The sequence below is a fragment of the Streptacidiphilus rugosus AM-16 genome, from assembly GCF_000744655.1.
GTDB lineage: Bacteria > Actinomycetota > Actinomycetes > Streptomycetales > Streptomycetaceae > Streptacidiphilus > Streptacidiphilus rugosus.
The window spans coordinates 545,272-563,417 of record NZ_JQMJ01000001.1 but is presented as its reverse complement, the minus strand read 5'-3'; the positions used below and the strand labels follow the sequence as shown (position 1 = coordinate 563,417).

Sequence of the window (18,146 nt, the reverse complement as noted above, 5' to 3'; positions counted from 1 at the left end):
CAGGCTCGGCGGACAACAGCAGCGCTGTGTTCTGGTCCGCGCCGAGTTGCCGAGTCTGCCGGCCGGGAGCACCGTAGGAAGCGCGGTGTCTGCACCGCTTTCCCTCCGCTCGGAGGAAGCAGCGCCTGGTACACAGCCGCGATCGCGGAATCGTACTCGATAGGCGTGGTGGGCGTCACCGCAGCCGACTTCTCTTGTACTCGTTTCAACGTCAATCCCCCCAGTGAGGCGTGACGAGGCCAGGCTCAGGAGCTCTGCCCTGCTCAGACCAGCAGGCCAGCGCCTCGCGGTAGTCGGGGGCCCGGTTGTTCTCGGCGGTGAGCACCCAGGGTGGGTCAACGGGAAGCGGAGCGGCCACCGGGCCAACCCGGCGGTAGTGCCGGCCGGACGGGCCTGGCTGGAGATCATCCAATCCACTCGGCCCGCCGACTCATTGGCCTGCTATCGAATCCGCAGGAAGTGCCCGGCGCAGGAGCGCTCCGAAGTGAGCGCACCGTCGCTCATCCCCTGCCGCAGCGTGCGGTGATCCGAGGTCAATTCCTCAATCAGCAGCGTCCTGCTGGGCGCCGTCCTCGCGCCCGGACGCTGACCACTCAAACTCGCCAGGAGCGCAGTTGCTCCGCCGCGCTGTACACGTCGGCCTTGTAGGTGCGGATTTTCGTTACCAGGTCGGGCAGCGCGCCGTAAGGCGGGTCGATCCCCTCGCCCGCATCGGCCATGTATCCGATGGCGATGAGGGCGGCGTAGAAGCTGTTGCGGGCGGGCAGGGGTTCTTCGCGCGCGATGGTTACCAGGAGGGCGGCGGCTCGCCAGGCGTTGTCCGGCTCGTAGCCGATGCGCGGCGTGTTGACACGGTGCCGTTGCACCGCGGCGGCTAGCACCGAGTAGTCGGACACGTCCAGGTGCTGCGGCATCACCAGGGCCTGGCGCTCCAGGAGCCACGCCAGGTCGATGAGGAGCTCCATCAGGCGGCGTTCGCGGCCGACGCCGGCTCCTCGTCAGGGAAGAACTCGGCGAACTCGTCGGCGTGGTCCCGGGCCCACTGAGCGGCGCGGATCAGGGAGGACGGGTCGGACAGGCGCGGGTCGCGCAGGGCGGCGTCGGTCAGCAGGGCGGTGACGGTCGTGCCGTCGGCTTCGGCGCGCGCCTGCAGGAGGGCATGCACCCCTTCGGGTACGCGGATGGTCACACTCTTTGCCATACCGACGAGCGTACAGCAGATGCTTTACGCTGGGCAGGGGCTTTAAAGACCGGCCGCGCGCCCCGCAAAGTAGCCCATGCCTGTGTCCACCGTTCGTGATGTCGGCCATTGCCCTGGAGCCAGAAGCTTCGTTGAGCCGGTCGGGTGATTTCGTGGACTGGGGCGAGAGGGCTGGGACGTGCGGCAGGAGTGGTCGCCGGAAGACGTGGTGGCGTGCTGGACGCTGGTTGACGGCGACTGGGACCTGGTGGCGAACAAGACCGGGCCGACGCGGTTGGGATTCTCCCTGGTGCTGAAGTTCTTCGAGCTGGAGGGCCGGTTCCCGGAGTCGATTGAGGAGATCCCGCAGGAGGCGGTGGAGTACGTCGCCGTACTGGTGAAGGTGCTGGCCGGGGACTTCGCGGGGTACTCGCTCACCGGCCGGACGGCCGAGTACCACCGTGCACAGATCCGCGAGGCGTAGGGCTTCCGCCCGTCGACGCGGGCAGACGAGGAACGGCTGACTGGATGGCTGGCGCAGGAGGTCTGCCCGGTCGAGCTGGTGGAGGACCAGTTGCGGGCGGCCGTGCTGGTGCAGTGCCGGGTGGACCGGATCGAGCCGCCGGGCCGGATCGACCGGATCATCACCTCGGCCCGGGCCCGGGCGGAGAAGGCATTCTGCGCGCGGACCGTCGAGCGGCTGGGCGAGGTGTGCGCGTCCGGACTGCTGGCGCTGGTGGCCGCGGGCAATGAGGCGGGGACCGCGCTGCTGGCGGACCTGAAGCAGGATCCGGGGTCGGTGGGGCTGGAGTCGCTGCTGGCGGAGATCACCAAGTTGAACTCGGCACGCATGTTCGCCCTGCCCGAGGGGCTGTTCGCGGACAGCTCGGAGAAGTGGCTTGCCGCGTGGCGGGCCCGGGCGATCAAGATGTACCCCTCGGACTTCCGCGACACCGCCGAGGACGCGCGGGCCACCCTGCTGGCCGCGCTGTGCTCCGTACGGCAGGCGGAGATCACCGATGCGCTGGACACGGCAATCGGCAAGCCGGACGAGACCGTGCGACGTGCCCTGTACCCGGTGGTCGGCGAGAAGACGCTGTGGGATCTGGTGGCCGAGGCGAAGGCGAACGAGAAGGTCTTCAAGGCCAAGGTCCGCACCACCCTGCGGAGCTCATACAGCAGCTACTACCGGCAGATGCTGCCGCCGCTGCTGAAGACACTGGGCTTCCGTAGCAACAACACTGCCTACCGTCCGATGATGGACGCCCTGGCGCTGCTGGAGAAGTACGCGACGGTGGACGGCAAGACCCGCTTCTACGACGCCAGCGACGCGGTACCGATGGACGGCGTGGTCCGCAAGGACTGGCGCGAGGCGGTGATGGACGAGAGGGGGAGGATCGAGCGGATCCCGTACGAGCTGTGCGTGCTGGTGGCGCTGCGGGACGCGATCCGGCGCCGCGAGATCTCCATCGAGGGCGCGGCGCGCTGGCGCAACCCGGAGGACGACCTGCCCGGCGACTTCGAGGCCGCCCGCACAGTGCACTACGCGGCGATCCGCCGGCCGATGGACCCGCAGGAGTTCATCACGGACTTGAAGAAGCGGATAACCGCCGGCCTGGACCGCCTGTCGATGGCCCTGGCGGACGGCTCGGCAGGCGAAGAGAAGGTCACCACACGGCACGGTGACCCGTGGATCACCGTGCCGAAGCTGGTGCAGCTACTGGAGCCGACCGGCCTGCAGGCGCTCAAGGACGAGGTGATCCGCCGCTGGGGCGTCCTCGACCTGCTGGACGGGCTGAAGAACGCCGACTTCCTCACCCGGTTCACCGACGAGCTCTCCTCGGTTGCCGCCTACGAGCGCATCGACCGGGCCACTCTCCAACGCCGGCTCCTGTTGGCCCTGTTCGCGCCCGGCACGAACAAGGGTATCCGCGCCATCGTGTCCACCCGCGAGCACGGCGAGAGCGAGGCCGAAGTGCGCGTCCGTGTCGTACGGCGAGTCGAAGCGCAAGCTCGCGGGCGGCAGGGCGTGGCCGTCGCGCCAGCGCAGCTTCCCGCGCACGTCCCAGTAATACTGGTGCACCCACACCCAGCGCAGGATCTCCACCTGCGGCAACACACGCAGCCGGGGCGGGGCGTCGGGGGCCCACAGCGCGGCCAACAGCTTCTGCCCATCCCGGCCGAAGGTCCGGCGCCCACAGCGCTTGTCCCACTCCGGCTCCACCAGCCCCAGCAGCCAGTCAGGTGCGTGCACCGCGAGCTGCTCCAGTGCGGCTCGCAGGCTCTCGCCAGCCTGCTCCAGGGGGCTGAGCTAGCGGACGGCGGCGAGCACGTGGGTGGCGTCGGTGCGCTGGCGGCCGCCGGACTTGAGTAGCCCGGCCTCGACCAGCCGGTTCAGCATCACCTGCAGCAGCCGGCCGGCCGCGTCCCCTTCGGTCAGCCGGGCCCGGAACTCGCACAACACGGTGTGGTCGAACCCGGGATCGTCCAGATCCAGGCCGAGGGCCGTCCGCCCACGGCCTTTACACCACCTCAAGGGACGTCACTGTCCGGCGGGTGCCTCATGTCGCGGAGGGCGGGTACGTCGATCTTGCGTGGGGGTGCCCTTGCTTGCCCGATCCGCTGCTCGAAGGGCTCGGATGCTTCATGTCCTCCCGGCTAGCCTCGCTGGCCCTGGCGTGGGTCAGCCCGACCCTTCGCCAACCGGAGAGTGAGGCAGTACGACTTGAAGAAGCTGTTCGCCGTTTGCATTGCTACCCTGCCCGTCGTGCTCGCGGCAGCACTTCCGTCACAGGCAGCCTCGTTCTCCCGCTCACCTGGGGTCGCGGTGGAATCGCTCACTCCGACCGTCATGACCGCTGGTGTTCCTGCGAGCGCGGTTTTGCGAGTGCGCGCCAATCGGTGCATCTCGGTCTCCAGGATCACCGTGGCTGTGCGCAGCGCAACCGGCGCGAACGACGACTTCCCCGGCTCGCACAGTGCTGTGATCTGTCCGTCTGGGTACACCTACACCTCATCGCAGCGGGCACTGCCTGCAGGGCAGTACCAGGAATTCGGGTCCGTCCAGATTGGCTCCACCTGGCATCAGCTGCCCGCACAGACACTCGATGTCGTCCCCGGGCCGGGTGTGACGGCTTCGCCGTCCCCGAGTCCGACCGGAACTCCGCCGCCGAGCCCCACCAGTAGCGCATCACAGTCGCCGAGCGCCCCGAGCCAGACCTCAGCGCCGCCGACCTCCACGCCGACCTCTAGCGCGCCGTCGAGCCCGACCTCGACCAGCGCCTCGGCCAGCCAGACGGCCTCCGCCACCGCGAGTCCCAGCCAGTTCCCACCCGTCTCCAGCTCCCCTACCGGTTCCCCCTCTGGGCCGACCGGGGTCAGCGGCAATTGGGCCCTCTCCTTCGACGACGAGTTCAACGCCTCCAGCCTCAACACCACTGTGTGGCGTCCCGGCTGGTTCGGCTCCACCGTGTCCGGCCCCGTCAACAGCAATGAGACCCAGCGCTACAACTCGACGAACGTAACCGTGTCCGGTGGCAACCTCAACCTCGCTCTCACCTCCAACTACGGAGCGCTCGTCTCCACCAATCCCCATGACGGGCGTCCCTCCGGCGGCTACGAGTTCACCGGCCCGGCTGTCATGGAGGCGCGCATCTACACCCCCGGCACGACCTCCGTGGACAACTGGCCCGCCTTCTGGTCAGACGGTCAGAACTGGCCTGCTGACGGCGAGATCGACGCCATGGAGGGGCTCGGGGGGCAGCTGTGCTACCACGTGCACGACAACGCCGGCGGTCCGGGCGGGTGTACTGCTCTCAGCCCCGGATGGCACACTTACGGCGCCTACTGGGACTCGACCGCCCAGGTTGTGACCTTCTACTACGACGGTGTCCAGGTGGGCTCGGAGCCGTTCCAGAACGCGGGCTCACCGCAGTACCTGATCCTGGACAACACCAGCGCGTCATCCCCGGTTCCGGGCACGATGCTCGTCGACTGGGTCCGGGTGTGGCAGCCGTCCTGATGCCGAGCAAGTCGGCTAGGCTGACGCGGCAAGTACACGGGACGGATCAGACACGCACCGGCCGGGCCAGCGGCTGGCCCCCTGGTCGTTGCGGTTCCCCAAGCGCCGGACGCGCACGGGAGAGCGACTTCCCCGTCTCGTGCGGTTGCTCGAGACCGGTACCCGGGCTGTCCCCGGGGCAGGGTGTTGATGCCCCTGTGACTCCTCCCCCGGCTGATGCCGGGGGCTTCTCGCTAACCCTTCCGGGCGTCGCGACGGACCAGCCCGGCCCGTAGAACGTTGGTGGCTCCCACTGTGTCGGCGTGCGCGGTGTGGCCGCAGGACCGGCAGTGGAACCTCTCCTGGGTGGGCCGGTTCTCCTTGGCGGTGTGCCCGCATGCGGGGCACCGCCGGGAGGTGTTGCGGGGGTCCACGGCGATCACTTCCCGACCGGCGCTTTCAGCCTTGGCGCGCAGGATCGTCAGGAACACCCCCCAACCGGCATCGTTGATCGACTTGTTCAGTCCGGCTTTGGCCGCCGCCCCCTTGCGCGGGAAGGTGCCCGGCTGGACGGGCTTGGGCGCGGGGGCCTTGACCATGTTGCGGATCTTGAGATCCTCGTGCGCGATGAAGTCGTGCTCGCGAACCAGGGCGAGGGCGGTCTTGTGGGCGTGGTCCAGACGCTGACGCCGGACCTTGCGGTGCAGGTCGGCAACGCGCTGAACGGCTCGCTGGTGGTTGCCGGTGCGCTTGTCCCGGCGCACACGCGGGAACCGGGCCAGGGCCCGCTGTGCTGCTTGGAGCTTCGCGGCGGCCTTACGGGCGTGGCGCGGGTTGGGCACGAACTCGCCGCCCGAGTCGGCGAGGAAGTTGGCTATACCCATGTCGATCCCGACCACGGCCCCGGTCGCGGGCAGCGGTTCGGGCCGCGACTGCTCGGCGGTCAGCACGACGAACCACTTGCGGCCCTCGCGCTTGACCGAGACCGTTTTGACCTTGCCGACCACGGCCCGGTGCTGGTTGACCTTGACGTGCCCGATGCCCTGGAACCGGACCCGGGTGACGGGGTCGTGCGGGGTGGAGTCCCAGCGGCAGCCGTCGCCGTCCTTGGGGAAGTCCACCGTGTCGAACCAGTTCACGCCCCGGAACCGCGGGTAGCCGGGCGTCTCACCGGACTTGACCCGGCGGAAGAACGCCGCGAACGCCTTGTCCAACCGGCGAAGCGTCGCCTGCTGCGAGGAGAACGACCACCGGCCCTGACGCTCCGGGTCGAACGCCCGGATCTCCTTGAGCTGCGCCGACTGCATCCCGTACTTGACGCTCGTCTTCGATGCGTGCCGGTAGGCGTCGCGCCGCTCCTGAAGGGCCCCGTTATAGAGAGAGCAGTGGTCACGCAGCATCTCGGCAAGCGCTTGCGTCTGGCCCACGGTGGGCTTCCCAATGCTGATGTCAAGCCGCTTCGGTGACAGGAGGTGCGATTTGGTAGCACCGTCCGTCACGAATGAGTGCCCAGAGGACGTTCACGCGGCGGCGTGCGAGTGCGAGGACTGCCTGGACGTGCCGCTTGCCTTCGGCCCTCTTGCGGTCGTAGTAGGTGCGGGAGTTTGGGTCGCGCTGGATGCTGATGAGCGCGGAGGTGTAGAAGACCCGCTGGAGGCCCCGGTGGTATCGCTGGGGGCGATGGAGGTTGCCGCTGACCTTGCCGGAGTCCTTCGGGGCCGGGGTGACTCCGGCGAAGGCCGCAAGGCGATCCGCAGTGGGGAAAGCGGCCAGGCTGCCGCCTATTGCGGCGAGGAACTCCGCTCCGAGGGTGGAGCCGACGCCCGGCATCGAGGTGATCACCTCCGCGAGTTCGTGCTCCCGAAACCGTCCCTCGACGAGCTTGTCGGTCTCCGCGATCTTCTCGTTGAGGGCGATCACCTCCTCGGCCAGGGTGTGGACCATCTGGGCGATGGCTTTCTCTCCGGCGACGGCGGTGTGCTGCCGCTCAGCCGCTTCGACAGTCTTGGCGGCCAGCGCCTCCGCGCCGTAGACCTTGCGGTTGCGGAGCCAGGTCGTCAGCCGCTTGGTGCCGGATCGGCGAATGGCCGCTGGTGTCTGGTAGCCGGTCAGAAGCCGCAGCGGGCCGGCGTTGCCGAGGTCCAAGGTCCGTTCCAACGCCGGGAACATGCTGGTCAGCAGGGCACGGAGCCGATTGGTGACGCGGGTGCGCTCGCCGACAAGGTCTGCACGGTGCTCGGTCAGCAGCCGCAGTTCGATGATGCCCTCGTCGTCGAGGCGGACGGGAAGCAGGTCGCGCCGCATCCTGGCCTGGTCGGCGATCACGTGGGCGTCGCGGGCGTCGGTCTTGCCCTGGCCTCGGTAGCTGTCTGCGGCGCGGTTGACCGCGACGCCGGGGATGTAGAGGAGCTCCTGGCCGTGGTTGGCCAGGAGGTTGATCAGCAGGCCGGTTTCACCGCCGGTCATGTCCATCGCCCAGGTCACCGCGCCACCGTCGGCAAGGTCCAGGACGTCGGCGACCAGCTGGAGAAGCTCCGGCTCGTCGTTCGCCACCCGCCGCGACAGCAGCGTGTTGCCCTCGACGTCCAGAACCAGCGTGTGGTGGTGGGTCTTGCCGCAGTCGGTCCCCGCCCATATCCGGCTCATCGCTCTCCATCAGGTCGTTCCTGTCTTGCGTACCACGGACGACCTCGCCGGCATTGCTCTACACAGCGACCTTCTCGCACTTCCCAATCGGCGGCCGAGTCGTCGTGGGGAACCGGGCGGCCAAGCCCACAGAGCCACGGACGGCAGCCGCATGAAAGCCACACCCGGTTCCCCTGGGTGCCACAACCCTACGAATGGCTGGGACGAACCCAAAAGGAAGGTAGAGCCGCATGAGGAACTTGTACGCACGGATCACCCGGCCCACCCCCTGCAAGGTCGACAACAGGATCATACTACAGAACGTGAGCAACCGTCACAGACAGTGGCGCAAGCATCTCCGCCGCTTCACGGCTCCGCGCCAAGGATCCATTCCCTCCCCGACTGAAGCCGGGGATACCCTGCAAGATCATGGATGGATCTGCGCGGTTCTCGGCATGCATATCGGGGTCAACGGCGGCGCGGCGTGGGAGGTTGTGGCGCGCCGGGGCAGGAGCGCGCTGCAGCGGAGTGCGCCGGCGTTCGAGCGCTGGAACGTCTGCTTGCCGAGGGTCGGATGCATCGATCCTGCGGCATCCGCACACCGAATGCCCGAAATAGCCGTTATCAACATCTTTGTGCACAGGTTGTGGATATCCGAAGCGTCCTTGGCGCGCGGCCGCCTCGTTGCCGGGGCGATGCCCCTTTCCTTGGGCGGGGCAGGGCGAGCGCGAGCGGCCGGGGCATCCCTGTGGCTCGGGGTCCGTGCTGCAGCAGGCCCCGGCCTGGGAGCTTCCCAGGTTGCCGGGCTGCGCCGTCCGGGCGATCGTGGAAGGGAGGCGGTCGCGCTCGGGAACCTCACGCACCGCCGCGTCGTCCGCTGTGCCGCGCTCCGTCATTCCCGCGACCTGGCAGAGACGGTGACCGCCCCGCACCCTCCGCAGGCGGGGCGGTCTCACTTTCACCTGGATGCGTTCGGCGCGCCTCCTCCTCGGCGTGCACCCCCAGGGCGCACGGTGAGAGCAGGACGGCTGTTCCCCCCAACGACAACCGTCCGCCCCCTGGGCCGCTGCGGCTGGCCCGTCCGGGGCTCCTCCCGCACGGCAACGGCGTCGGGGCGAGCCCCGGACCCACTGCGGCAGGCACCCATCCGGCCCGGAGTGCACCGACGGGGCCGTACCCTGCGGATATGGCGTCGTTGGAGGATCTGCAGGCCGACCACCTGCTGGCCGACCAGGAAGCTGGTCACCTACGCGGCCGCAATGGCCGGCCGCCCGGCCGCTCAGTGGACCCTGGACGAGCGGGCCCACCTGCACCGACTGGGCGAGACAGCACGGAAAGCGGCCGAGGAACTGTCCCGGGCACACCAGGACTGGGACGAATGGTGCCGTCGATCCCTGAGCTGATCGCGGCCCATCGCGCCGCCGAGGAGGCGGTGCGGGACTACCTCGGCCAGGTACAGGTGGCCCACGAGGCGGCGGGCGATCCCAGCATGCGCGCCTGGACCGCACAGCAGCGCGCCCGACTGCACGAACTGACCGAGACGTCCCGCCGCGCGTGGTCCGCACTGCAGCGAGCGCGGGGCGTGCCGGACGGCGGCGAGCCTGCCAGTGGCGACCAGGAGTAGTCCGTAGGATCCGGCACGTGAGCACCGACGACCTTGAGGCCGCCTACCAGGCCGCCGAAGGCGAACTGCGCGCCTACTACGCGACCACCATGGCCAAGTACCGCGGCACCCTCCACGGGTGCGACAACCAGGACCCCGCAGAGGCGCTGGCCGCGTCCGAGCGGGCCTGGATTGAGGCCGAACAAGAACACCTCGCCCGGCTCCCGTTACCGGGCTTCGGACGCGGCACTCGCCCTCCTCGCCGGTCAGGGCTGGTTCAGCCGCCGCCCCGCCGACGCCTAGCGGGCCGGTTTTCTCCCGCCGTGGGCTGGGCTGGCCGGCTTGCGGCACCGGGGCGTTCGGCGCAGCGTTGAATGACGCGGTCCCGCTGACCAGTCCGGGGACCGCATCCGCCGCGGCGACCCCCCTTGCATCGCCTGCGGCGACCCCGGTGGCCGCCCCGGATGCGTCGGCGGGGCGGCCACTAGTAGGGATTTGTTAGGTTCTGGTGTGTGGTTCGGGGGTGGGTGCGGGTTGGCTGCATATCGAGCAGGCGCCGGTCCAGGTGGCCAGGAGGGCTTGCAGTGCCCGGAGGACCGCGTAGAGGGTCAGTCAGGCCGGCGCAGGGGCTTTTGGGTCGAGTCGCAGGAGGGTGCAGAAGGCCTGGGCGAGGGAGGCGAGGGTGGTGTGGCGGTGCCAGCCGGCGAAGTTGCGGCCCTCGAAGTGGTCCAGGCCGAGGCCGTCCTTGAGTTCGCGGTAGTCGTGTTCGATGCGCCAGCGGATCTTGGCGATCCGCACGAGGTCGCGTAGTGGTGTGTCGGCGGGGAAGTTGGAGTCACACCCACCGAAAGCGGAATCCAGCACTAGAGGGGTGCCGTTAACGAAGGTGTCACCAGCCACCACAGCCCCAAGTGAGCTTTGGGTTCGCGGCGCGTCGATGATCAGGCGGGTGCGGGTGCTGCTCGCGTTGGACACGTCGGTCGGCGAGGTCGCTCCGCGGGCGGTGATCGCGGACCGGGTCGGCGTCTCGTGCGATTCGGTCCGCCTGATCTCGAAGCGGTACGCGGAGACCGGTGGCGATGTGTGGGCCACGGTCGGCCGCAAGGAACGGGCGTTCCCGCCGGTGCCCTCCGCGGTGACCGGCGAGGTCGAGGCGCGGCTGATCGCGCTGGCGTGCTCGACGCCGCCCAAGGGACATGCCCGCTGGTCGCTGCGTCTGCTGGAGAAGCACGTCGCGCTGACCTGGGACATCCCGGATCTGGACCACTCCACGATCGGCCGGGTGTTAAAAAACGAAACTGCGTCCTCACGTGAAGAAGTGCTGGGCCATCCCGCCGGCCGCGAACGCGGCCTTCGCCGCGGCGATGGAGGACGTCCTGGCGGTCTACCGCCGCCCCTTCGATCCGGCGCGCCCGGTGGTGTGCATGGACGAGAAGCCGTACCAACTGCTCGGCCAGGTTCGTGATCCGCTTCCCACACTGCCGGGCCGTGACCGGTGCGAGGACAACGAGTACGTCCGCTCGGGAACCTGTTCGATCTTCTGCTGGGTCGAGCCGCTGCGCGGATGGCGGCGCGTGGACGCCCGGCCCCGCCGGACCAGGGTCGACTGGGCACAGCAGGTCGAGCAGCTGCTGACCGTGGACTATCCCGACGCCGCCACGGTCGTGCTGGTGATGGACAACCTCAACACCCACTCCACCGCCTCGCTCTACGAGGCGTTCGAGCCGGGGAAGGCCTTCGCGTCTCGCCCAGCGCTTGAGATCCACCACACCCCAAAAACGGCTCCTGGCTCAACATCGCCGAGATCGAACTGTCCGCGCTCACCCGCCAGCGCCTGGACCGACGCATCGACGACCTCACTGTGCTCAACACCGAACTCGCCGCCTGCCAGCAACACACCAACCGCAACCAGCGCCAAGTCGACTGGCACTTCACCACCGAGGACGCCTGCGTGAAACTACGTCACCTCTACCCAACCACACAGCGAAAATAAGCCGCGACAATCTACTAGACCGGTCTGCTGGACGGGCCGGACGACGACGCGGTCGGGGACGTGTTCGACGACGAGGACTACGAGTGGTCCCAGCGCTGAGGCAGCCCGCCGGAACCTGACGAGCGCGGCGCGGGCGGCCCACCGACACCACAAGGTGACGGGCCCCGGCCCCGCGACACGCGCTCCCCCTCCAAACGGAAGAGGTCAGCCCACTCTTTCAGAACCGCCCCGGGCGCGGCTATCAGAACGGCGGTTCCGGAGCCCGGTCGCTCGGGTCGCGGGCCGCAAGGTGACCTTACCGGATGCCTGCTGGGGTGTTGGCTTGTCTATGCCTGCAGGATGTGCCAGCAGGCGTCTTCGGCGGTTTCGCGGTCGCTTTGGGGGAGGTCGTTGACCGGGGTGGGGTAGGCGTGGCCGGCCCAGCGGAAGAAGGCGCCGTTGGTGAGGGCGAGGAGTTGTCCGGGGTCACCGGGCCGGATCCTGCCCGCGTCCTGGCCGCGTTGGATGAAGTCGGCGCCCAGTGCGTATATCGCGCGCTGCAGGGCCTGGTTGTCGTCGTTGAGGAAGGCGCTGTTGTCCTGGGACAGGAAGTGGAAGGCGGCGGTGCGCTCGCTGGCGAAGTCGGCGTAGCCCTGCCAGGCCTGGGCGAACTCGGCCCGGATGGAAGGGTGGCGGGCGGCGTGGATCTTCCGCTGTCGGGCGAGGAGGTCGGTGATCGCGTCCTGGTACGCGGCGTTGCCGAGTTCTTCCTTGCCGGGGAAGTAGCGGTAGATGCTGCCGGTTCCGGCCTTGGCCAGTTCGGCGATGAAGGGCATCTGCGCGCCGGCGTAGGTGCGCAGGCAGAACGCGGCGTAGGCGCCGTTGAGAATGCGTCGGCGAACGTCTGAAGCTTCGGACATGGTAATGAATATTCCCTGCAGTCGGGCGGTTCGTCAAACCATCCCTGCAGCCGTCCCTCGGCGCGGGCCCGACCGCGACCCAGTCGCCGACCCCTCGTCGTTCGGGCCAGGACCCGAGGGGCGTGCGAGGAGCGCCCAGACGGCATCGCGGGCCTGATCCGATCCGGGAGGCAGGCTGCCGGGAGTGCAGGGCGGGGTGTGGCGCAGCCAGCCGGTGAAGGCGCCGTGGGCCATCATGATCAGGGTGCGGGGCCGACCGGGGCGGATGGCCCCGGTGGCCTGTCCGCGGCGGATGAAGTCCTTGCCCAGGGTGTGGCACTCGTCCTGCAGGGCCAGGCTCTGGGCGTCGAGGAAGGTGGCGTTGGGCCGGCTGATGAATTCCAGGGCGGCGGGGCGCTCGGTGGCGAACGCGGTGTAGCACCGCCAGATGTGGGCGAACTCCTGCTCGCGGGACGGGTAGGAGCGCTCCTGGAGGTGCTTGAGGCGGGCGACCAGGTCACCGCGGGCGTCGCGGTAGGCGGCGTTGCCGAGCACGGTCTTGCTGGGGAAGTAGCGGTAGACCGTGGCCATGCCGGCCTTCGCCCGCTCCGCGATCAGGGGCATCTGGGCGCCCTCGAAGGTGCGGGCGGCGAAGACGGCGTGCGCCGCGTCCAGCACGCGTCGGCGGGGACCCGACTCGTCGATCTCAACCATGGGAATGGATGTTCTGGCCTGTATTCCCTTCCTGTCAAGGGCGGGGCGCGATGAACTCTCCCGAAAGGGGCCCGGTGAACTCTGCCTCAATGGTGGACTCTGCCGTAATCACCGCAGTTCACAAGGCGTTTCTGCGCTGGTCCGACCCCGGTCCGGCGTCTGCTGCGTGGGCGTGATCGCGGTCTGGCTTGACATCCGCCCGAGTGAGACGAAATATTCATTTCTGTCGCCGGATGCGCGCCTCAGGTCGGCCCTGTGCCGCCCGTGGGGCCGCTGCTGCGGCGGCGCGTGGTGCGCAAGCGGCCCTCGTTGCGGCCCGGCGGCGTACCCGCGGTTCCCCTCCGTGTTCGTTGTGCAGGAAAGGTGTGTGTCGTCATGGGTAACTGGACGGTTGAGACGCGTAACAAGATCGCGGTGCTGACGTTCGGGCGGGTGCCGGACAACCAGATGGACCTGGACTCCCTGGACGAGCTGGCCGGGCATCTGCAGGACATCGCCGGGCGCACCGACGAGGTCAGTGTGGTCATGCTCAAGGGTGGGATCGACGGGATCTTCATCAAGCACGCGGACCTGGACATCCTGCGCCGTGCCGCGGCGGGCACCCTGACCCCGGAGGCCGGGCGGGCCTGGCCGCGGGCGTTGGGTCTGCTGGAGTCGATCCCGCAGCCGGTGGTGGCCGCGATCGACGGGCAGGCCTGGGGCGGCGGCCTGGAGACCGCGCTGGCCTCCACCCTGCGGATCGCCTCCGCGCGTTCGCACTTCTCCCAGCCCGAGATCCGCAACGGCATCATCCCGGGCGGTGGCGGCACGCAGCGCCTGCCCCGCCTGATCGGCAAGGGACCGGCCGCCGACCTGATCCTGACCGGCCGGATCATCGGCGCGGAGGAGGCCCACCGCATGGGCATCCTCAACGCGGTCCTGCCCACCGAGGCCTTCGCCCAGCTCGCCGAGGACTGGGCCGCGCAGCTGACCCGCAACCCCGCCCCCGCCCTGTTCGCCGCCAAGCGCGCCATCCTCGACGGCCTCGCCCTGCCTCTGGACGACGGCATCGCCCTGGAGCGCGACCTGTTCCGCCAGGTCATCCCCACCAGCGCCTTCGCCCACATCTGAACCAGCGCATCGGCGCGCCGGGACCACCCCGGTACCCGCACGAACCGCCTTCCCCCAGGGCCAGGTGGGTGGGTACGGCCCGGACCAGTATCTCCTGGCCGGGACGCACCCGCCCACCGGCCATTCCGCGCAGACGCTTTCCCGGGCGCCAGCGGCATCCGTCGAACAGTGGAGATTTCCCGCAGTGACCGCGACCCGTCACCAGGCCCACCCCCGTGCGACGACCCCAGCCTCTACGCAGGCTCCAGCCTGCTTCCACCCGCTCCGGGGGCGCGCCATGGGAGATGACACGTTCTACCTGAAGGCCACGGCCCGGCTGTACGGCTGGAACGTGACGGCAGACCGGGCTGCAGGTTTGATGCGGGCGGCACGGGGCCCGTGGACACTGCACCTGCACTTCACCGCGTGCGGGGCGTTCCAGCACGCAACTGCCACCGGGCCCCAGAGCCCCCGGGCGCAGCTGGCGCTCGTTGAGGTGGTCCGGTTGCTGGAGTGCGTCGAGGCGCTGGAGTCCCAGAGCGGCTCCCCGGCACCGAAGGCCGTGACCCTGCGAGCGCCACCAACCGTCCCGGTTTCCGTCTGGACCTGACCGCGGCCCGCACCTGCCCCGGCTGGGCCACCGTGGTGGACCCCACCGGCCACGGCCTGCGCCTGTGCCACGGCTGCCAGCACCCGGCTCCCGGCACGACCCGGAACCCGCACGACGGGACCAGGCACACCCACCCCGCGCGAGCCCGGCGCAGCGGGACCGATCCCGTGAGGGGAACCGCGGCGCTACTGCACCTGGCCGACCAGTTCCTGTGGTGAGCACAGGCGCAGGCCCCTCCGGTCCGGCCGCCGCAGTGTCGGCTCGGCCCTCATGTTGTTCCCACGCCGTAGCCCAGCGCGCGGCGTGCCCGAAGGAGTCACCTGTGTGTGCTGAGACTCAGCCGCTCCCTCACTACATGCGCCCGCCCGGCCGGCAGGTCCAGGCGTTCGGGAGCGTCGTCCGGCTGCCGCTGGGCGTGTCCCGTGAGGCCCGGACGTATTCGAGCAGGCGGCTCAACCGCATCCTGGCGGACACCCAGTTCCTGTACTTCCTGTACAAGAAGCTCCAGTGGGGTGCCCACGGCCCGGCCTTCACCGGCCTGCACCCGCTGTGCGGCCAGCATGCCACCCAGCAGCTGGCCCTAGTGGACGTCTTGGCCGAACGCGTCCGGAGTCTGGGCGGTGTGGCCGTGGGCGATCCGCGCCACGCGGCCGAGATCACCGGCATACCGCGCCCGCCGGACGGCACCGAGACCCTCCCCGCGATGGTCTCCCGCCTCCTTGACGCCCACGCGACGATCCTCGCCCAGGCCCGCGAGGCCGTCGCGGACATCACGGCCCTCTCCCTCGGCGATCACGGCACCGCGGACCTTCTGGTCTCCCAGGTGATCCGCACTCATGAGACCCAGGTATGGGTCCTGGCCGAACATCTCACCGCCACCCACGGCTGACGCCCTCGCGCACGACCACTCGACGCCCAGTCAGCACATCCCCGGGAACCACCATGCACCTTCTGCCCCCGTACCGTCACCATCCCGAGCACCATCACCAGCCGGGTGATTCCACCTGGCTCGACCTGGACGCCGGTCTCACCATCGGGAACGCTCGGCCGTTCGGTCTGCCGCTTCGGTTCGGCTACGACACCGCGGACCCGTTCGCTCTCATCCTCGACCTACGCGCCCCGACCGGGACCGTGACGGTGTGGCGGCTCTCCCGTGACCTCGTGTGGGAGGGCCTGCAGCAGCCCACCGGCCTCGGCGACGTACGGATCTGGCCCCCCTGCCCCTGCCACAACCGACCCGACCTGCGGATCACACTCCGCGGACGGCAATCCACAGCCCTGCTCGACATCCCCGCCCAACCGGTGCGCCGCTGGCTCGCCACCCGGGCCTTCGCCCTGGTCCCGCAAGGGGCGGAGGCGGACCTGATCGACTGGGACACCGAACTGAACCGCCTCCTGCCGGGCCCCGCCTGAACACCCCTCACCAAAACCCCGGCCGCCCCCGGAACCGGTGCCCGGCAGCCCGCCAAAACCACAAAGTCCGGCCGCACGCAGACCCCCTGGCGCGGCACCGTCCACAACGGAGAATCCACTGTGTTCCGCCACATTCTGCTCGCCCTCGACTCCAGCCCCGCACGCGACCGGCTTGTGAAGACCGCGGCGTGCCTGGCCGGTCCCTCGCGCGGCACGGTCCACGTCCTGCACATCGACGCCACGGCCGCCGCCGGAACCGGTGCCGTCGCACTGGAAGACCAACTCACAGCACGCCAGGTACTCGACCAGGCGCTGCGCACGCTTCACGAGCAGGGTGTGCCCGCGGACGGCGAACTGCTGGACGGGTTCATCACCGACATCCCCGCGCTGATCTCCAACACGGCCGAACGCCACGGCGCGGACCTGCTCATCCTGGGACCGCACCACCGCGGCCTGTTCGCGAGCCTGTTCAACCCCCGCGTCTCCGACGCCGTCAGCCACACCGCCCGCACACCCGTACTCCTCATCCCCGACAACGAGGCCAGCGCGGCCTGAACGCCGAGTACTTGTTCTTCAAGGAGGCTCACATGACTATGCCGACCATGGTGTCGATCCTGGACCGTGCGCACGCCCGGCAAGGTGTGGACGCCTCCACGACACTGCGCGACACCGTCCGCCTGGCCCAGGAGGCGGAACTGTTGGGCTACCACCGCTTCTGGCTCGCCGAGCACCACGGCGTTCCGGGCATCCTCGGGTCTGCGCCGACCGTCCTTGCCGCCGCGGTCGCCGAGGCGACCGCGGTCATCCGGGTGGGTACCGGAGGGGTCATGCTTCCCGGCCATCGTCCCATGGTCGTCGCGGAGCAGTTCGGCGTCCTGGACGCCCTCTTCCCAGGTCGCATCGACATGGGAGTGGGACGCTCGCTCGGCTTCACCCCCACCGTCCGCAAGGCCCTCGGACAGCAGGACGCCGATTTCGAGCAGTTCGGGCGGCAACTAGGCGAACTGCTCGGATGGCTCACCGGGACCCAATCCGGCTATCCCGGTGTGGCCGCATACCCGTCGCCCGGGCAGGGCGTGCAGCCGTTCGTCCTGGCCCTGGACCAGGCGGCCGGCATCGCCTCCGCAGCCGGGCTGCCCCTGGTGATCGGAGCCGGCCGGGACCGCGCCAAACTGGCGGACACCGTCGTCCAGTACCGCGACGCCTTCCAGCCCTCTCCCTGGCGGCCGGAGCCTCACGTGATCCTGGCCGCCTCCGTCGCCATCGCCGACACCCCGCAAGCGGCCGAGCGGATGCTCCACTCCGAGGCCTGGTCGATCGCCCACTCTCGCACCGGCGGCGCCTTCCTCCCACTGATGCCAGCCGAACGCATCGCCTCCCTGCTGATGACCAGCCGCCAGCGCGACTACTTCCAGCAAGCGCTGCAGGGCTTCATCACCGGCGCCGACGAACAAGTCGCCGAACAGCTCTCCCAGGCTGTCACCGACACGGGCGCCGACGAAATCCTCGTCACCACCAACACCCACGACCTCGCCGAACGCGCCAACTCCTACCAGCGCCTGGCCCGCCTCGCCGCCCTCACCCCCCGGCCGCCCCAACCCGCCGCAGGCAGGCAGCCCTGACCAGCCCACCCGACCGCATCAGGTTTGGCGGGCATCGGGCCGCGCCCCCGCGGCTACTGGCCGTCGAGACTGCCCCTTGGCCCGGACCGTCACCGGGTAACCTCCCAATGACCCACTGAGCCTGACACGGCCCCGCAGCCCACCTGGTTGCGCGATGACGCAACGCTGCTCGCCTTTGGCGGTGTGCCCGCATGCGGGGCACCGCCGGGAGGTGTTGCGGGGGTCCACGGCGATCACTTCCCGACCGGCGCTTTCAGCCTTGGCGCGCAGGATCGTCAGGAACACCCCCCAACCGGCATCGTTGATCGACTTGTTCAAAGCGTGGTGGTGAACCGGTCTGTAGCTCGATGACCTGCGGCTTTCGGGTGAACGCGGTGTCGGGGTGACTGTCTGCGGGCAGCCAACGGAGGGTTGGCCTG

Annotated in this window: 21 protein-coding genes and 2 pseudogenes; 13 read left to right on the top strand and 10 right to left on the bottom strand. The window is 69.5% G+C overall.

Annotated features, from left to right (window positions below):
* Window positions 1-593: 593 nt before the first annotated feature.
* Both BS83_RS02510 and BS83_RS02505 read right to left on the bottom strand, forming a co-directional pair.
* Window positions 594-965: a hypothetical protein gene (locus BS83_RS02510; RefSeq protein ID WP_037600044.1), complete on the bottom strand. Its 372-nt coding sequence runs from the start codon at window positions 963-965 to the stop codon at window positions 594-596.
* Complete coding sequence (locus BS83_RS02505; RefSeq protein WP_037600043.1) at window positions 965-1,201, bottom strand: hypothetical protein; 237 nt, start codon at window positions 1,199-1,201, stop codon at window positions 965-967. Before BS83_RS02505 ends, BS83_RS02510 begins: the two co-directional genes overlap by 1 nt.
* A gap of 178 nt (window positions 1,202-1,379) precedes the next feature.
* Here BS83_RS02505 and BS83_RS46185 point away from each other — a divergent pair, with 178 nt between their 5' ends.
* Together BS83_RS46185 and BS83_RS02500 are read left to right on the top strand one after the other, a co-directional pair.
* Complete coding sequence (locus BS83_RS46185; RefSeq protein WP_051942486.1) at window positions 1,380-1,664, top strand: DUF4158 domain-containing protein; 285 nt, start codon at window positions 1,380-1,382, stop codon at window positions 1,662-1,664.
* Window positions 1,665-1,742: 78 nt separating this feature from the next.
* Window positions 1,743-3,554, top strand: coding sequence for a hypothetical protein (locus tag BS83_RS02500; protein ID WP_051942485.1), 1,812 nt, complete (start codon window positions 1,743-1,745; stop codon window positions 3,552-3,554).
* On the opposite strand, the gene BS83_RS44975 is transcribed toward BS83_RS02500, so the two are convergent.
* Both BS83_RS44975 and BS83_RS02495 read right to left on the bottom strand, forming a co-directional pair.
* Window positions 3,492-3,716, bottom strand: coding sequence for a transposase (locus tag BS83_RS44975; RefSeq protein ID WP_157596808.1), 225 nt, complete (start codon window positions 3,714-3,716; stop codon window positions 3,492-3,494). The two genes, BS83_RS02500 and BS83_RS44975, sit on opposite strands and share 63 nt — an antisense overlap.
* 548 nt (window positions 3,717-4,264) lie before the next feature.
* Window positions 4,265-4,567: a hypothetical protein gene (locus BS83_RS02495; protein ID WP_157596806.1), complete on the bottom strand. Its 303-nt coding sequence runs from the start codon at window positions 4,565-4,567 to the stop codon at window positions 4,265-4,267.
* A 139-nt stretch (window positions 4,568-4,706) separates the two neighbouring features.
* Here BS83_RS02495 and BS83_RS02490 point away from each other — a divergent pair, with 139 nt between their 5' ends.
* On the top strand, window positions 4,707-5,201 hold the full coding sequence (locus BS83_RS02490) for a LamG domain-containing protein (RefSeq protein WP_198035107.1): 495 nt from the start codon (window positions 4,707-4,709) through the stop codon (window positions 5,199-5,201).
* Window positions 5,202-5,434: 233 nt separating this feature from the next.
* Here the strand turns inward: BS83_RS02490 and BS83_RS02485 are convergent, their stop codons facing one another.
* Both BS83_RS02485 and BS83_RS02480 read right to left on the bottom strand, forming a co-directional pair.
* Window positions 5,435-6,628: an RNA-guided endonuclease InsQ/TnpB family protein gene (locus tag BS83_RS02485; RefSeq protein WP_037600571.1), complete on the bottom strand. Its 1,194-nt coding sequence runs from the start codon at window positions 6,626-6,628 to the stop codon at window positions 5,435-5,437.
* Window position 6,629: 1 nt separating this feature from the next.
* Window positions 6,630-7,826, bottom strand: coding sequence for an IS110 family RNA-guided transposase (locus tag BS83_RS02480; protein WP_037600031.1), 1,197 nt, complete (start codon window positions 7,824-7,826; stop codon window positions 6,630-6,632).
* Window positions 7,827-9,183: 1,357 nt separating this feature from the next.
* Here BS83_RS02480 and BS83_RS02475 point away from each other — a divergent pair.
* A complete protein-coding gene (locus BS83_RS02475) occupies window positions 9,184-9,429 on the top strand; it encodes a hypothetical protein (protein WP_037600039.1) in 246 nt (81 codons plus the stop codon).
* 17 nt (window positions 9,430-9,446) lie between these two features.
* A complete protein-coding gene (locus BS83_RS44970; RefSeq protein WP_157596804.1) occupies window positions 9,447-9,782 on the top strand; it encodes a lysozyme inhibitor LprI family protein in 336 nt (111 codons plus the stop codon).
* A gap of 238 nt (window positions 9,783-10,020) precedes the next feature.
* Here the strand turns inward: BS83_RS44970 and BS83_RS43340 are convergent.
* Window positions 10,021-10,242: pseudogene (locus BS83_RS43340) on the bottom strand (transposase); the annotation flags it as partial.
* A gap of 115 nt (window positions 10,243-10,357) precedes the next feature.
* Between BS83_RS43340 and BS83_RS46180 the strand changes: the two are divergent.
* Entirely contained in the window at window positions 10,358-10,873 is a 516-nt protein-coding gene (locus BS83_RS46180; RefSeq protein ID WP_198035106.1) for a helix-turn-helix domain-containing protein, read from the top strand.
* Complete coding sequence (locus BS83_RS46175) at window positions 10,833-11,363, top strand: transposase (protein WP_198035105.1); 531 nt, start codon at window positions 10,833-10,835, stop codon at window positions 11,361-11,363. The genes BS83_RS46180 and BS83_RS46175 overlap by 41 nt, the downstream gene beginning before the upstream one ends.
* A 364-nt stretch (window positions 11,364-11,727) precedes the next feature.
* Here BS83_RS46175 and BS83_RS02460 read toward each other — a convergent pair whose 3' ends face one another.
* Both BS83_RS02460 and BS83_RS02455 read right to left on the bottom strand, forming a co-directional pair.
* Complete coding sequence (locus BS83_RS02460; RefSeq protein WP_037600037.1) at window positions 11,728-12,300, bottom strand: TetR/AcrR family transcriptional regulator; 573 nt, start codon at window positions 12,298-12,300, stop codon at window positions 11,728-11,730.
* 33 nt (window positions 12,301-12,333) lie between these two features.
* Window positions 12,334-12,993 (bottom strand): TetR/AcrR family transcriptional regulator, encoded by a 660-nt coding sequence (locus tag BS83_RS02455; RefSeq protein WP_037600036.1) that lies wholly within the window; start codon window positions 12,991-12,993, stop codon window positions 12,334-12,336.
* 375 nt (window positions 12,994-13,368) lie between these two features.
* Between BS83_RS02455 and BS83_RS02450 the strand changes: the two genes are divergently transcribed.
* From BS83_RS02450 to BS83_RS02425, 6 genes are all read left to right on the top strand, one after another.
* A complete protein-coding gene (locus BS83_RS02450; RefSeq protein WP_037600035.1) occupies window positions 13,369-14,103 on the top strand; it encodes an enoyl-CoA hydratase/isomerase family protein in 735 nt (244 codons plus the stop codon).
* Between the two features lie 277 nt (window positions 14,104-14,380).
* Window positions 14,381-14,692: a hypothetical protein gene (locus tag BS83_RS46170; RefSeq protein WP_198035104.1), complete on the top strand. Its 312-nt coding sequence runs from the start codon at window positions 14,381-14,383 to the stop codon at window positions 14,690-14,692.
* A gap of 322 nt (window positions 14,693-15,014) precedes the next feature.
* Window positions 15,015-15,581: a Dps family protein gene (locus tag BS83_RS02440; RefSeq protein WP_037600033.1), complete on the top strand. Its 567-nt coding sequence runs from the start codon at window positions 15,015-15,017 to the stop codon at window positions 15,579-15,581.
* Between the two features lie 53 nt (window positions 15,582-15,634).
* On the top strand, window positions 15,635-16,105 hold the full coding sequence (locus BS83_RS02435) for an SsgA family sporulation/cell division regulator (RefSeq protein ID WP_051942480.1): 471 nt from the start codon (window positions 15,635-15,637) through the stop codon (window positions 16,103-16,105).
* Window positions 16,106-16,225: 120 nt separating this feature from the next.
* Entirely contained in the window at window positions 16,226-16,660 is a 435-nt protein-coding gene (locus BS83_RS02430; RefSeq protein WP_037600032.1) for a universal stress protein, read from the top strand.
* 32 nt (window positions 16,661-16,692) lie between these two features.
* A complete protein-coding gene (locus tag BS83_RS02425) occupies window positions 16,693-17,727 on the top strand; it encodes an MsnO8 family LLM class oxidoreductase (RefSeq protein WP_051942477.1) in 1,035 nt (344 codons plus the stop codon).
* A 174-nt stretch (window positions 17,728-17,901) separates the two neighbouring features.
* Here BS83_RS02425 and BS83_RS43330 read toward each other — a convergent pair.
* Window positions 17,902-18,045, bottom strand: a pseudogene (locus BS83_RS43330) (zinc ribbon domain-containing protein); the annotation flags it as partial.
* Window positions 18,046-18,146 lie beyond the last annotated feature (101 nt).